We start from the raw sequence: 13,484 nt of genomic DNA on the forward strand, positions 1-13,484 counted from the left end.
CGAACAATGACCCCCGATAAACCAATACAGAACCGGATGCCACCTGGAAAGCGAGGCGAACACCTTGTGGTGATGCAGTTCCTGCTGATGGCCGCATTTATCCTGACCCCGGTACTGCCTGATCAGAGCGCAACCGAGCTCTTCGCCAATACCGTTCTGCTCCGGTGGGCCTTGCTGATCATCTGCTGGAGCGCGGCAATCCTGCTGGGCGGCCTCGGCTCACACCACATCAAGGAGTTTCTTTCCCCCCTTCCCTATCCGGTCGATCACAACCGGCTGGTGACAACAGGCGTTTACGGCATGGTGCGCCATCCGCTTTACAGCAGCCAGCTCTTCGCTGCATTAGGATGGTCTGTTTTCAGCATAAGCCTTTCACACCTGCTGCTGCTCGTCGTCGCCATTCTCTTTTTCAGCTACAAAGCATCTAAAGAAGAGCGGTGGCTGACCCAGATGCATCCGGAATACGCCGACTACGCAAAAAAAGTAAAGACGTTTATCCCGTGGATCTACTGAAGGTCACCTCCATGTAGTGACGGTAACGCTCAATCCTTCACGCAACGAACGGAAAACAGGAAAAGCAAGAGGATAGGGAGCGTTGGGAACACTATCAATTGACCGGCGCTGCCACCTGCCTGATCTACCGGAAGAGTGAGGTTTCAGTCGTTCCGGAAAAAATATTCTGGAAATAACGCCGCCATTCCGCTACATTGTAGCTACACCAAAGAAGAACGAAAGTTAAAACGAGGAAAAGAGATGATTGCAAACACTGTTGTGAGGGCGCGAATCGACGAAAAAACCAAAGCTGAAGCCACCGCAGTACTGGCTGCCATAGGGCTCACCCTGTCCGATGCCGTGCGCCTTATGCTGATGCGGGTTGCCGCTGAAAAAGCACTGCCATTTGATCCGCTCATTCCGAATGCCGAGACGATAGAAGCTATTATGGAGTCGCAACGAGGAGAGCTTATCGCCGTTGGTTCCAGAGAAGAATTATTCAGGGTGCTTAATGAGGAGGATTGAGCTATCCCGGAAATTCAGGCATGACTATCGAAGAGAAAAATCAGGAATGTATGGGAAATCCCTTGATGCTCTATTAAATGGAATCCTTGATCTCCTCGAGTCCGATGAGGTCTTGCCGCCCAATGCCGTCGATCATGCGCTTATGGGAAAATTCACAGGGTACCGCGATTGCCATATCAAGCCTGATCTTATTTTGATCTACCGCAAAACAGGCGACGACGTTCTTGAGCTGGTTCGTCTTGGATCACACAGTGAACTCGGATTATAATGTCAACTCCCTGGCGTCCGAAACCGTCAACCCAACCCGGCCAAAATACCTATCCCGCTCATCCTCAAGAAGCCTCGCGTAAACCTCCGTCTGCGTGATTGAGCTTGTGGCAAAGATAGTCACTCACCACCTTCAATGGCATCCCCGCAGAGAGGCACAGCGTGGCAAATGTGTGCCTGGTGCAATTGAAACTTATCGGCTTTGCGATTTCCTCCCGCTTGCACCATAGATGCCCAATCAGCTACCCAAAGAAGCCTCAAATTCCGCGTATCTCGCATGTTCTCGTATTTTTTATCGCCTGGCGCTTCGCTCAGTTGCCCAATGAAGCGCGAACTTTTTTGTTCTCTTCATGCAAGAAAAAGATGCTGCGGAATTGGGTCAGTTGCAGTGCCTGGTTAGCTGCTTTATTCTTCATAATCCGGATATTGCTCAGGATTAACTCCCGTTGACTCAACTATAAACGGATATTTTTTATTTTTTTCTTCAACTATTTTCTTTCGTGACTTCTTTATCTCAAATAACCAGTTGTCTCCGAAATCAAAAAGATAGTATAATTTATATCCCGTCATTGGATATATTTCATTCAGTTTAGTTTTCCTGGAAACTGAATAAGCCTTATTTCCAGGCTTCTTACCAACGTAAAATTCGTATAAATGATCGTCATCAAAATCTACGATCTTTTGAATATAGTTATGTAACTGCCGCAGCGAAAAGTCCTCTTTGACCTCTACGGTTTTAGACCAAGGGATGTCACTCTCATCATACGGAAACGAAATATGTAATTTGTAAACTTCCATTTGCTCCTCTTTTTATAACCCGTTAACGTCTGGATTTGCAATGTGCCGACAGTTCCACGTCAGAAGATAATCAACTCCATTGACTGTGGCAATTGCAATGCGGAGCGGATGACGTTGGACATTACGAGCCAAACCTTTTCGCCACCTGCATCACTCTCAGAGGTACTCTCTTTTCTGCCGCTTGCACCCGGAGAAACAAAAAACCCGTGAGGCACGGTTCCTTGTGAATAGTTTATGTTTTGAAATTCATATACTCCGGTAAATTGCCGTACAAAAAAAGAGTCATCATGAAAACGGACGTAAACGAACAGAGCAAAACTGTCAAGTCTGCTGCCCGAAAAGATGCAAAGCAAAGCAGTGAGAGCAAAGCCCGTCTTGAAGCGAGAATCTCCAGGGCAACCCATACCCGGATAAAACTTGCCGCAGATATTCAGGGGAGAACAGTAACCGATTTTGTCGTTCATGCAGCACTCGATGCTGCCACAAAGGCAATCGAAAAAAATTTTATCGTTCAGTTATCAGTGGAAGGACAAGAGGCTTTCGCCGAAGCCCTGCTGAATCCACCAGAACCTAATGACGCTCTTCGACGAGCCTTCGAAAGGCATTCAGCACTTACAGGCAGGAACGACTCGCCATCGATAAAAGCTATCAGGGAGAGGGACTTGGCAACACGCTCATTGCAGACGCACTGGTACGCTCATCAAGTTCTTTGATGGCTGTTTATGCCTTGCTGATCGATGCAAAAGACGAGAGCGCAGCGACGTTTTACCTGCACCATGGATTCATTCCCTGCATCGGTGCACCTCATACATTGTTTCTGCCATCAGGCACACTCAGGAAACTCTGACTGCTCATCAGCAGCAACCATCAACTTACGCGCCGAACCTTTTCCCCACGCCAGCCTCGGTCTCAGAGGCACTGTTTTTCTTGCTGGCAGAAGTTTTATCGGCTGTTTTTATACTCGATGATAAAATCAGCCGAATCATGCCCTACAAAACCAGAACACTTGAGCGCTTTTTCCTCCAAGCGAGTCAACAATTCCCTACATGACGTGGAAGTATCTGGGTTGCTAAAGGTTGCACGAGCGGCAAGGGTCTTTCTGGACGGCGCATGTCTACTGAAATCGATGCCCGAGATTGGCCGCCCAATGGAGGATGACACTCGCAGACGCGAACAGCTTCCCTCTTTTGGTGCTGGCACTTTTGTGCTTCGCTATATGTGGGACAAACAGGATACGGTTGTTATTATTCGTGTCTGGCACAGCAAAGAGATCAGAATTTAGAGCCTTAAAAGCCCACTATCTTCATCTGAATCCATCGGGCGAAATGGCACTTCTGATTCTTTCACAAAAGATTAAGCAGTTGTGTGCGTCCCATCATCTCGCTCAAAATTAAACGATTATCGAAGCTTTTCGTTACTTTTCCTTTCGGATGAGCAAAAGAACCTGAATACCGGGCCGCTCACGACTTTTCGGCTTACATCGGACCGAAAAAAACACCGGAACCGCCATTTTACCGTTCCTGAACCCAATGCTGAAAGCCATTTCGCCACATATTCACGAACTGATGCCAATGCGCCTCAACGTGCCTGCCAACGAACGACCCGAACCCTTCCCTTTTCGGCAGGTCGGCACTCATGATATCGGCAACTCTTCTTACTATGAACAACACCTCCAACAACATTCGATATGAAAGGAGCAATCAGAAAAATAAGCATCAACGGGTATAAGTCGATTCGTGAGTTGAAGGAGTTTGAACTCCGTGATCTGAACATCATCATCGGGGCCAATGGCTCCGGAAAAAGCAACCTCGTGCAGGTTTTTCAGTTGCTGATGGCGATGTCCGGCAAAGGGATGCAAAAGTTTATTCTTGAAAATGGAGGGGCCGACAATTTTCTTCATAATGGCCCCAGGAACACTCCCGCAATATCGATGGAGTTTGAATTCGAGTCTCATAGCGATTACAGACAAGGATCGAACTACTACCGTTTTGACTTGACCCCTACTGTTGACGATACCTTTCTTGTCATTGAAGAACGGAAATATGTTACAACGAATTGGCGACCTTATGGCAGTCCATCACTTGAAAGCCGACTGGAGGACGAGCAGGAAGAGCCATCTGCTACGGGAGGACATGGGGTAGGCTATTTTGTTTATCGATCCATAGCCAACTGGATGGTCTATCACTTCCATGACACCAGTTCATCGGCCCCTATGCGCCGCTACCAGATCATCGAAAACAATGCTAAGCTCGGAAGCGACGGCGGCAATATCGCCCCGTTTCTGCTGAAATTGAAAACCGGCAACAAGTTCCCTGCCCCTTCATATTATAAAGAGATTATCAATACCGTCCGGCTGGTCATGCCTTTTTTTGACGATTTCCGTCTTGACGTACTCAAAATGGGCGAAGCGGAAAAAGTCAAACTCAGTTGGCAACAGAAAGGCTCCGATTTTCCAATGCAGCCCTATCACCTCTCCGATGGCTCCATTCGGTTCATCTGCCTCGCCACTGCATTGTTGAATCCATTTCCGCCTTCCGTCATTGTCATTGACGAACCGGAACTTGGCCTGCATCCGGAGGCCATAAGGATTCTCGGAGAACTGATTCGTGATGCGGCAAAACGAACGCAGATCATTGTCGCGACGCAGTCCCCCCTGCTGCTCGATCAGTTTTCCATCGAAGATATCGTGGTGGTAAACCGCAGAGAGGGACAATCTGTTTTTGAACGATTGCATCGTGCCGATTTCGATGAATGGCTGGAAAATTATTCTGTCGGTGAGCTCTGGTCACGGAATATCATTGCTGGAGGCACCTGCCATGAATGATTATGCCGAAGTAATTGTGCTTGCAGAAGGGCCAACAGAACAACTCTTTGTCAAACGGTTGTTGGCGCCATATCTGGCGCATCAAGGCGTGTTTCTTACACCTGTCATTTTGAATAAGCCTGGTGAAAAAGGTGGCGATGTCAAATTTGCACGCGCCCGTAATGACATCGAGAAACATCTGAAACAAAGAAAGAATACCTGGATAACATTATTGGTCGATTACTACGGCATTGGCAGCGATTGGCCCGGATACGCGGAATCAAAAAAGCAGACGCAACATACCCGTAAGGCCCAGATCATGAACCAGGCTACGGCTGAAGAGGTCGATACCCTGTTCTCAGACCTCAATTCCGCCCAGCGTTTCATTCCTTATCTCTCCATGTATGAGATCGAAGCCCTCTACTTCAGTGACCCGCCTGGTCTTGCCGAACAGTCTGGAGTGCCGCAAAAAGCAATCGAGCAGATTCTGGCCACATGCGGCGAGCCGGAGAACATCAACGATCACTCAACAACCGCTCCTTCAAAAAGGCTGGAAAAACTCTCGAGCCGGTTCAAAAAAACCACAACCGGCATTGCCATAGCCACTGCCATAGGCATCCCTAAAATGCGGGAATCATGCCCGTTATTCAATAACTGGGTAACAAAACTCGAAAATCTCTCGCACTGACAACTCCGAAAACCGACGTTTTACCTGCAACGTGATGTACGGGACCTCGCCAATGTCGGCGACGAAAGTGCATTCCTGAGATTTCTCCGCTCCTGTGCGGCACGCACCGGCCAGATGCTCAATATCCTGGATCTTTGCCGCCAGAGCGACATCAACCATACGACCGGAAAACGATGGCTCTCGATTCTTGAAAATTCAGGCATCATCTACCTGCTCGAACCGTGACACACCAATATCAACAAAAGAGTGGTGAAAACTCCGAAACTGTACTTCCTCGATACGGGGCTTGCGGCGTGGCTGACCGAGTGGACATCACCTGAAACGCTGGAAGCTGGAGCTATGTCAGGAGCCATTCTTGAAAGCTGGGTGGTATCGGACATCAAAAGCTGGTGGCATAACGGCAAGCTTGCCCCAATCTATTACTATCGCGACAAGGATGCCAAAGAGGTCGATCTGCTCATTCATCAGAACGGCACACTCTATCCTGTAGAAATAAAAAAATTGGCAACTCCGGGAAAAGAGGCCATTCGCCATTTTCAGGTACTTCAAACCCTGAAACAACCGATCGGGCAGGGATGCATCATCTCGCTTGCCCCCATATACCTCCCGATCACATCAACCATCGATAACGTCCCTGCAGGAATGGTGTAAACCGGAGTCAGGAATACAGGGCATAATCCCTATTTGAATCGCGAACCTCGTCGAGGCTCCACAGGGTAAATCATCAGCGCCTGTTTTGCACCTCTTTTGCTGTTCCATCCACCAGTGTTCCGTTAATGAACTTGTGAATAATACTTGCTACATAAGTCTGGTACGGCAAACCTTCTTTGATGGCCTTTCTTTGTAACTCAGTGAGGTCTCTTTCAGAAATCCGAATATTCAGCCTCTTATCTTTTTTCAAAGAATTACCAGCATACTCAGCCAACTCTTTTCTTCTTTTTGAAAGATCGGGAACAGGAACCCATTCACCTTTTTCAAAGCTATCCAGTATTTCCTTATCTTCTTTGGTCAGTTTAGCCATCATGATTTTCTCCAAAATATTGCTGATTGGCCTTGCTGCTCGAGATAATGGTTTTCAGAAACAACTCTTCCTCATTACTCAACTTAAGGTACAAGATATGCGTAATTGGTCACGCTCAATACCATGATTCGTTATTCAGGGTATACCTCCTGGTTGGGATGGAGATAGTCGTCCAATATCACCCCTTTCAACAAAAAAACCACATCCTCGAAACAGATTCCCCGTGATGCTTTGAGTACCACGCTCTTTTCCGTGTTCCAATTGATTCTTTTCATTTTTTCAATTTATCACAATGTGTGCAGTTTGGCAATGCTATACCGAGGTTTCGGGCAAGGTCAAGCGATGAAAACAAGGAGCGGGTCTTGTGTTTTAGCATGCAATCGGTAAAATCTCAAAACACAAGAGATATCCATTTTTTACTACGACGCTGACCTCCGCAACATTATGGCCGAATACAAGCCCAGAGCCGGAGCCGCCACCGGTGCTGTAGAAGCTCCGAGAGGCGTCCTCTACCACCAATGGAAATGGACGATGACGGCAAGCGGACTGCATCATTCCGACAACCCAGAACAACGCCAATATCCATTACGACCTGAAGGCGCTTGCCGCCGAGGCCATGAAGGAAGGGAAAACCAACCGCGAGACTGAAAAGCTCTGTGTCATGCTGGTGATGTCATACGACCCCTGCATTTCATGTTCGGTACACTGAGGGGGGACATACCCTGGGAGCGCCGGGCTCCAGCCCGGCCCCCTCCCGATAGAATTCGGAACGGCATTATAACGATGGCAGTACCCCCATCTGCATCAGTCTCACAGGTCGCATCCTTATTTTCGGCTGTTTTTATACTCGATGATAAAATCAGCCGAAAAACGCTATAGCCGATACCAGTTTCCACCACTGTCAGAATCTGAAGCGCTGCAGCATCCTGCCGGTCAGTTCATAAACCACGTCACCGTGACTACTCTGAACGAGGACAGCTTCGGTGCAAGGCATCAATCGCCCGCCCATAGCCGTGAGATGGGTACGGCATAGAGCCTGTCACCAAATCCTGCAACAGATTCGCCATCGTAGAGCACCACACCTGCTGCAAAGTTATTTTGCACGGCGTCTTTCAGCTTGCGCAGGCCCTTGAAATCATCGCCGGTTACGGTTGAAGCCGCCTTGACCTCCACTCCTGCCACAAGCCCTTCGGATTCCAGCACCACATCGACTTCGACCTGATCCTTGTCACGGAAATGGCTGAAGGCGACAGCTTCTTCATGCCAACTGGCCAATCGTCGCAACTCCTGATAAACGAATGTTTCCAGCAGCCTGCCAAACAGTGGGCGATCCCCCCACAGTGAGTTACCGTTCAATCCAAGCAAGGCGCAGGCCAGTCCAGTGTCGCCTACATGCAGCTTGGGTGTCTTTACCAGCCGCTTCATCCGGTTCCTGTGCCATGAAGGCAATTCGTCCACCAGAAAAATCCGGGACAAGAGCGTCAGATATTCGCGAATCGTCTGGCGGCTGATCTGAAACGGCGCAGCCAGCTCGGAGACATTCACCAGGCACGCGGTTTGTCCAGCGGCCAGCCAGAGAATCCGCAAGTTTCGGCACCAGCAGCACATTGGCCGACCCCGTCAGGATGAAGCGACCGGGCAACCGGCGGGTATCCACCGCAGCCTTGAGCGAGGTAAACAGTTCCGGTACCCGCTGCACCTCGTCCAGCACCGCCCGTTCCGGCAAATCGGCCACATAACCGATCGGATCGGTCTGGGCCGCCGCCCGCTGGACATCATCATCAAAAGTGAAATAGGCAAAACCGGCCTCATCGCCCACCAGTCGGGCCAGCGTGGTCTTGCCGCACTGCCGCAGGCCGTGGAGTAGAACCACCGGCGTATCTGCCAGAGCTTCCACGATGCGCGGGCGCAGAAAACGGGGATGGATGGTCTCTTCACTCATGACGGCTATCTGTAATTCAATCTTCGGCCAATTGCAAGATTCAGTTCGTCTGATTGTCGGCGATGATACGTCAAGTTGTCAATATAGATAACAATAATCACATCGCCACATCCCCGTTCATGTATCAGAAGAAGAAAACGCTACGCTCATTACCCGTTCTGAGCCGATGCTGTTATTGGCATTTGCATTACGAGGTACTATCGCGACAAAGACGCAAAAGAGGTCGATCTGCTCATTCATCAGAACGGCACACTCTATCCGGTCGAAATAAAAATATCGGCTAATCCGGGAAAAGAGGCCATTCGCCACTTTGAAGTGCTTCAAACACTGAAACAACCGATCGGGCAGGGATGCATCATCTCGCTTGCCCCCATGTATCTCCCGATCACATCAACCATCGATAGCGTTCCTGCAGGAATGGTGTAACCCGGTGACCTCAGGGTTCGGTCACATTTCACGCGCTACGGGAATGGCGCGTGACGTACTTACGAAGCACACCATCCATTCGCGATTGCCACCCTTCACCGGTTGACTTGAAGTAGGCGATGACCTCGGGGCTATAGCGCACCGACACAAGCAGCTTCTTGTTTTCAGACCTCGGACGACCACGCAGTGCGCGGATTGGCACCATCGCCTTCAGTTGCTTTGGCGTGAGTGGCTGCGCGTCAGGATCACTTTTAGCTGCCGCAGTAATGGCCTTGTCCTCTTCCGCAGTGGGCATGAGGATAGTTGAACGCTTAGAGATTTTCGACATAGTGTTTCACCTCTCGACGATTGGCGCGGCGCAGGCTGATGACCCTTCGCACTTCGCCTCAGTCTACAAATGCCACGCAGTACAGGATTTCGGTTTGCGGAGCGAGCGCAATCATTCGCGACTCGCCGTACTCAAACCGTTCATCAAACCAGACCAGTGCGGCTTCCCAGTCGAGGTCGCCTGCCATAGCCAGAGACACACCGTGCTTCGCTTGGTTGGCTGCGTCCTTGGCGGGATCGAACTCGACTCTCATAACTTTAATGTAGCTACAATTAATGAGATTGTCAAACGAACCGTGCGGCGATCTTCTATGGGGCCTAACGCCCACCTCACAGGAACCTAAAGCATAGCGAAGCGGCGCTTTTGGTTCCTGTGCAGGTGTTTGTTATAAGTTTGATCGGTAAATGTATGAGTCTTCTATGAAATGACCGTTAATTGTATTCCTAGAAAACCTAATACCAGAAATTCCATCGCCTGTACCTATAGCAAACTTCAAAAGTTGAACAACTTGATTCGCTGTATTTGTAACACCAATGTCATTCAAAGATATTACTTCCTCTTCTTTCGATGCAGAACTGTTCGCACTAACTACTTTTTTGTAGTACTCACGTGGCCCTAGTGAATCGACCAAAGGCGAAGCAATTATTAGTTTCCAAGCTTTATCTTCTGAAAAATAAAGCCAAAACGCGCTCTTTATCTCAGCCTGCTCGGCATCAAGTCTTTCTACTAGCTTGGCACCGGCTTTTATCATAGAGTCTGAAAGACTCTCTGTTACCAAAATGTCTTTAGCCATGCCAATATTCCTGATTGATTGTCTGTAATTGCTTCATAGAGATCTTTTGCTTTTCTTTCTTCGACTCTACTTTCGTATCTCGCCTTTTCATTCCAATCTTTTGCGACAGCCCAGTTAAGTTGAAAATTCCCGTCTTCCTGTTCTTTTTCACTCAGCTTTTGCTTTAAACCTGCGACACCCAGCAAATCTGTTAGTTTATGGCTGTAACTATTTTTAGCTAACTCTAAATTTGGGAAATCGTACTGCTGCACCTGCTTCGCAATGCATACTTTTATGGCACATTCCAGCGAATATCCAGCAAGGTAATACGCCCCCTGGTAACTTTCAGCATCGAGGAGAGCCTTAGCCTCCTTTATCCTGATTTCAACGAGCTCTTCTAAATCATTTTTGTTCATATGAGCATTGGTCTCATTTTGATTCACTTATAACAACATTTAGACTGATCTGCCTGATTCAGGAAAAGCAGAAAGCTGCATTCTGTATAAAACATCTTAAATATCGTATTCACAGGTCAGACAATTGATTATTTATAAATAATTTAAACGCATCAACAATCATTTAACCCTGCCGGTTTATACAGATCGGTCTAAACCGGAAAGAAGCATATCAGCAGGGCTTTTTACACCACGACCACCTTTGTTCAAAACATGGGTATACATCATTGTGGCGCTTACATCTTTACGCCCCATTCCGGAATAGTGCGAACCATAATTTTATCCCTGCAGCCGGTGTCCATCTTTATTGTCAGGCGACTATCTCTCTTTTTCGAAATATTTCACTCTCTTCAAACCCTTGAAATGCTGATCCTGTGTCCAGAGCGTACAATTGTATTTCGAGGAAGTGGTATAAATTATACTGTCAGCTAACGCTAATTTGTTGTCTTTGAAGATCTTCGCGGAATAAATTGCCAGATCTGCGTCGAGTTCGATCACTCCTCCTTGTCTCATATGAGCGAGGGCCAGTTAAAGCTTGATCTTCGTTTGTTTCGCTCAATAATTTCTTGAAAACTTCATAAAGGGTAATTGATGGAACAACAAGGGATGAGATATCTTCTATCGCTCCAGCAACAGAATCACCAACGTTACTGCCAGCAAAGTATTCCAACCAGCATGAAGAGTCAACAACACTCATATTCTCTCTTCTTCTCTTTTGATCTCGGTGTTAATACCCTTAAAGATACCTTTGAGCGATTTCATTGGTTGGATTGGTACAAGTTCAATCCGACTCCCATAGGTGATGATCTCCATCGTTGTTCCGGCACGAAGGCCAATATCTTCTCTTATTTCTTTGGGTATAACAACCTGAAACTTACTTGAAACAGCAACAGTATTCATTAAGTATCTCCATGGGTCACAATAATACGATTAATTGAGTTCATCAAGGCTTTTTACTCCGTGAGCACTTTTGTTCAAAACATGGGTATGCATCATCGTGGTGCATGCATTCCTATGTAAGAAGAATACACCAGATTTTCAAGTATTTGAAGATCATAATAACGCTCATCAACTTTCAAACAATCAGTACGATGCAAAGATGAGCCTCTCATACCTCACTCCCCCATCGCCTCAATTAACCTTTCCCTTGCAAACTGGCTGAGGCGGACTATGCCAAGGTGTCGGGCGAGTTCCACCTGGTCACCATTGGTTGATAGCAGTTTATCAATTGCCCTGATCTCTTCAGTGCAAATGTATTCGACTTTGCGCATTTCATCAAGGATGCTTTCGAGATCGCCTTCGATATCGATATCGCCGTCGGGATCATCATCGGAACGGGCAAAAAAATTGGTTGGTGGCATCTGCTTCGGGTCGCTGGCGATGATAACCTGTTTACCGCGTGCGAGGGAGCCTACCGCGTCCCAGACGGTAATCTGCGATGCTTCGTCGAAGATGACGACGTCGAACAGCGCCTGATCGGCAGGCAGATACTGGGCGACGGGAGCAGCATTTTGAACAGGTATGAGTCAAAACCCGCTAATGAAAACTAACGTGTGGCTTTACTCCCAAAACAGCTCCAACACGACGCAAAAATGCCAGACTGACGTTTCTGTACGCTCCTGATTCCAACCGGGAAATCGCAGCTTGTGACGTATGTGCCTGACGTGCAAGCTCTTTTTGAGTCATACCGGCAATCATGCGGAGATGGATAATCTTTTTTGCGACATCAAATTCCTCTTCGAGAGCATCATACTCTTTTTTGAACTCTTCATCCTTGAGATTCTCTGCAAGCAGGTCATCAAAATTAGTTGTCTTCATTGCATCATCTCCTCTATAAAAATCTTGCGTAATTTTTGAGCCTTTTCAATTTCGCCATGATCTGTTTTCATCTCCTTTTTTATGTAGCCTGATGTTGCCACATACAGGGTGCCCCTATGATGGAAGTAGAATATTCTGCAAATATCAGTGCCAACTTTGACACGCAATTCTTTAAGACCATCGGTGCCCGCCAATGTTTTTGAATGCGGCTCAGCAAGCCTGTAGCCGCATCAATTAGCCGCTCTCGGGCATGCTTTTGCAAAGCAAGCACTCGAAAAAAGAAAAAACGACCGGGAGATTGAAAAACTGTGCGAAATGATGGTTCACTCTTACGATCCCCGCAATTCATGCCCGGTTGAGTGAGGAACTTCACAGAAATTATTACATAACATAATTTCAACAAAATACAGAATAAAGCCTTGTACTATACAGATTCTTCTTACATTGTCTTACGCGAATACTTGCGTTTGCGTAAAGTATCCTTCTAACATTAAAAAAAAAAGAACGATGAAAAAGAACACATTTATTTCGTTACTACTATTGGTTGGACTTGGACCTGTGTTAACAGGTTGTGCAACGATTATGGATGGGTCAAAACAAAAAATCGGTTTTTCCAGCAATCCAACAGGTGCTGCAGTTAGCGTTGATGGCAAAACATTAGGGAACACTCCTTTAACTGAAGATTTGTCGACAAAGGATATCCATACCGTAAAGATGGATTTGGTTGGTTACCACCCATACGAAATGACACTAACCAAGAAAACAAATAGCTGGGTATGGGGTAACATTATTTTCGGTGGTTTTATCGGATTAGGCATCGATGCTATCACAGGCGGACTGTATAGATTAACCCCTGAACAAGTAAATGCAGACCTGAAAGTAAAAGGACTCTCATCATCTGACATAAAGGATAAAACTCTTTATGTTACAGTGACACTGCAGCCAGATGCTTCCTGGCAGAAAATTGGCGTTATGAACTGATACGCAAACCCGGCTTTTTCAATAACAGCCAAATTGCGCCACCTACCGAAAGATAGTGCTCTAAACCAGCAAAAAGGCGGAAAAGTGTAGTTACTGTTCCGCCTTTTATGGCAGCAATCATTTAGATGCGTGATAACTTAAACCTAAACTGAGCGATTCGTAAAACAG

The 13,484-nt window shown here is 47.2% G+C and carries 17 protein-coding genes and 6 pseudogenes; 10 read left to right on the plus strand and 13 right to left on the minus strand.

What is annotated here, in order from left to right; genetic code table 11:
* Nucleotides 1-6: 6 nt before the first annotated feature.
* The 3 genes from PPHA_RS12335 (at nt 7) to PPHA_RS12345 (ending at nt 1,285) form a co-directional block, all read left to right on the plus strand.
* Nucleotides 7-513: a methyltransferase family protein gene (locus PPHA_RS12335; protein ID WP_012509157.1), complete on the plus strand. Its 507-nt coding sequence runs from the start codon at nt 7-9 to the stop codon at nt 511-513.
* 240 nt (nt 514-753) lie between these two features.
* Nucleotides 754-1,017 carry a type II toxin-antitoxin system RelB/DinJ family antitoxin gene (locus PPHA_RS12340; protein ID WP_012509158.1) on the plus strand — a complete coding sequence of 88 codons (264 nt, stop codon included), beginning with the start codon at nt 754-756 and terminating at the stop codon, nt 1,015-1,017.
* Nucleotides 1,004-1,285, plus strand: a complete 282-nt coding sequence (locus PPHA_RS12345) for a type II toxin-antitoxin system YafQ family toxin (protein WP_012509159.1) — start codon at nt 1,004-1,006, stop codon at nt 1,283-1,285. Before PPHA_RS12340 ends, PPHA_RS12345 begins: the two co-directional genes overlap by 14 nt.
* 404 nt (nt 1,286-1,689) lie before the next feature.
* Here the strand turns inward: PPHA_RS12345 and PPHA_RS12350 are convergent, their stop codons facing one another.
* Nucleotides 1,690-2,082 carry an IS1096 element passenger TnpR family protein gene (locus tag PPHA_RS12350; RefSeq protein WP_012509160.1) on the minus strand — a complete coding sequence of 131 codons (393 nt, stop codon included), beginning with the start codon at nt 2,080-2,082 and terminating at the stop codon, nt 1,690-1,692.
* Between the two features lie 287 nt (nt 2,083-2,369).
* Here PPHA_RS12350 and PPHA_RS12355 point away from each other — a divergent pair.
* From PPHA_RS12355 to PPHA_RS16400, 6 genes and pseudogenes are all read left to right on the plus strand, one after another.
* Nucleotides 2,370-2,696 (plus strand): annotated as a pseudogene (locus PPHA_RS12355) (type II toxin-antitoxin system TacA family antitoxin); the annotation flags it as partial.
* 20 nt (nt 2,697-2,716) lie between these two features.
* On the plus strand, nt 2,717-2,929 hold the full coding sequence (locus PPHA_RS12360; RefSeq protein WP_223294047.1) for a GNAT family N-acetyltransferase: 213 nt from the start codon (nt 2,717-2,719) through the stop codon (nt 2,927-2,929).
* A 204-nt stretch (nt 2,930-3,133) separates the two neighbouring features.
* The gene (locus PPHA_RS12365) at nt 3,134-3,364 is read left to right on the plus strand and encodes a type II toxin-antitoxin system RelE/ParE family toxin (RefSeq protein WP_041526552.1); all 231 of its coding nucleotides are present in this window, start codon (nt 3,134-3,136) and stop codon (nt 3,362-3,364) included.
* Between the two features lie 405 nt (nt 3,365-3,769).
* Nucleotides 3,770-4,906, plus strand: coding sequence for an AAA family ATPase (locus PPHA_RS12370; RefSeq protein ID WP_012509161.1), 1,137 nt, complete (start codon nt 3,770-3,772; stop codon nt 4,904-4,906).
* Nucleotides 4,899-5,573 (plus strand): DUF4276 family protein, encoded by a 675-nt coding sequence (locus PPHA_RS12375; RefSeq protein WP_012509162.1) that lies wholly within the window; start codon nt 4,899-4,901, stop codon nt 5,571-5,573. Before PPHA_RS12370 ends, PPHA_RS12375 begins: the two co-directional genes overlap by 8 nt.
* Nucleotides 5,574-5,648: 75 nt before the next feature.
* A pseudogene (locus PPHA_RS16400) lies at nt 5,649-6,224 on the plus strand (DUF4143 domain-containing protein).
* A gap of 73 nt (nt 6,225-6,297) precedes the next feature.
* On the opposite strand, the gene PPHA_RS12385 reads toward PPHA_RS16400, so the two are convergent.
* The 12 genes and pseudogenes from PPHA_RS12385 to PPHA_RS12440 all read right to left on the minus strand — a co-directional run bounded on the left by PPHA_RS12385 (nt 6,298) and on the right by PPHA_RS12440 (nt 12,529).
* Nucleotides 6,298-6,609: an antitoxin gene (locus PPHA_RS12385; protein ID WP_150085703.1), complete on the minus strand. Its 312-nt coding sequence runs from the start codon at nt 6,607-6,609 to the stop codon at nt 6,298-6,300.
* A 116-nt stretch (nt 6,610-6,725) separates the two neighbouring features.
* The gene (locus tag PPHA_RS16405; RefSeq protein ID WP_223293924.1) at nt 6,726-6,869 is read right to left on the minus strand and encodes a hypothetical protein; all 144 of its coding nucleotides are present in this window, start codon (nt 6,867-6,869) and stop codon (nt 6,726-6,728) included.
* 718 nt (nt 6,870-7,587) lie between these two features.
* A pseudogene (locus PPHA_RS16875) lies at nt 7,588-8,536 on the minus strand (ATP-binding protein).
* A gap of 454 nt (nt 8,537-8,990) precedes the next feature.
* The gene (locus PPHA_RS12400; protein WP_012509164.1) at nt 8,991-9,290 is read right to left on the minus strand and encodes a BrnA antitoxin family protein; all 300 of its coding nucleotides are present in this window, start codon (nt 9,288-9,290) and stop codon (nt 8,991-8,993) included.
* Nucleotides 9,274-9,543, minus strand: a pseudogene (locus PPHA_RS12405) (BrnT family toxin). The gene PPHA_RS12400 and the pseudogene PPHA_RS12405 overlap by 17 nt, the downstream one beginning before the upstream one ends.
* A gap of 132 nt (nt 9,544-9,675) precedes the next feature.
* Complete coding sequence (locus PPHA_RS12410; RefSeq protein WP_012509166.1) at nt 9,676-10,083, minus strand: hypothetical protein; 408 nt, start codon at nt 10,081-10,083, stop codon at nt 9,676-9,678.
* Entirely contained in the window at nt 10,062-10,478 is a 417-nt protein-coding gene (locus PPHA_RS12415; RefSeq protein WP_012509167.1) for a hypothetical protein, read from the minus strand. Before PPHA_RS12415 ends, PPHA_RS12410 begins: the two co-directional genes overlap by 22 nt.
* 357 nt (nt 10,479-10,835) lie before the next feature.
* Nucleotides 10,836-11,214, minus strand: a pseudogene (locus PPHA_RS12420) (PIN domain-containing protein).
* Nucleotides 11,211-11,417 (minus strand): AbrB/MazE/SpoVT family DNA-binding domain-containing protein, encoded by a 207-nt coding sequence (locus PPHA_RS12425; RefSeq protein ID WP_012509168.1) that lies wholly within the window; start codon nt 11,415-11,417, stop codon nt 11,211-11,213. The pseudogene PPHA_RS12420 and the gene PPHA_RS12425 overlap by 4 nt, the downstream one beginning before the upstream one ends.
* Nucleotides 11,418-11,785: 368 nt before the next feature.
* Nucleotides 11,786-12,016: pseudogene (locus PPHA_RS16880) on the minus strand (AAA domain-containing protein); the annotation flags it as partial.
* Between the two features lie 37 nt (nt 12,017-12,053).
* A complete protein-coding gene (locus tag PPHA_RS12435; protein ID WP_012509169.1) occupies nt 12,054-12,335 on the minus strand; it encodes a helix-turn-helix domain-containing protein in 282 nt (93 codons plus the stop codon).
* Complete coding sequence (locus PPHA_RS12440) at nt 12,332-12,529, minus strand: type II toxin-antitoxin system RelE/ParE family toxin (protein ID WP_083765337.1); 198 nt, start codon at nt 12,527-12,529, stop codon at nt 12,332-12,334. The genes PPHA_RS12435 and PPHA_RS12440 overlap by 4 nt, the downstream gene beginning before the upstream one ends.
* A gap of 313 nt (nt 12,530-12,842) precedes the next feature.
* Between PPHA_RS12440 and PPHA_RS12445 the strand changes: the two genes are divergently transcribed.
* Nucleotides 12,843-13,316 carry a PEGA domain-containing protein gene (locus tag PPHA_RS12445; protein WP_012509170.1) on the plus strand — a complete coding sequence of 158 codons (474 nt, stop codon included), beginning with the start codon at nt 12,843-12,845 and terminating at the stop codon, nt 13,314-13,316.
* Nucleotides 13,317-13,484 lie beyond the last annotated feature (168 nt).

Source organism: Pelodictyon phaeoclathratiforme BU-1 (assembly GCF_000020645.1).
Lineage (GTDB): Bacteria > Bacteroidota > Chlorobiia > Chlorobiales > Chlorobiaceae > Chlorobium > Chlorobium phaeoclathratiforme.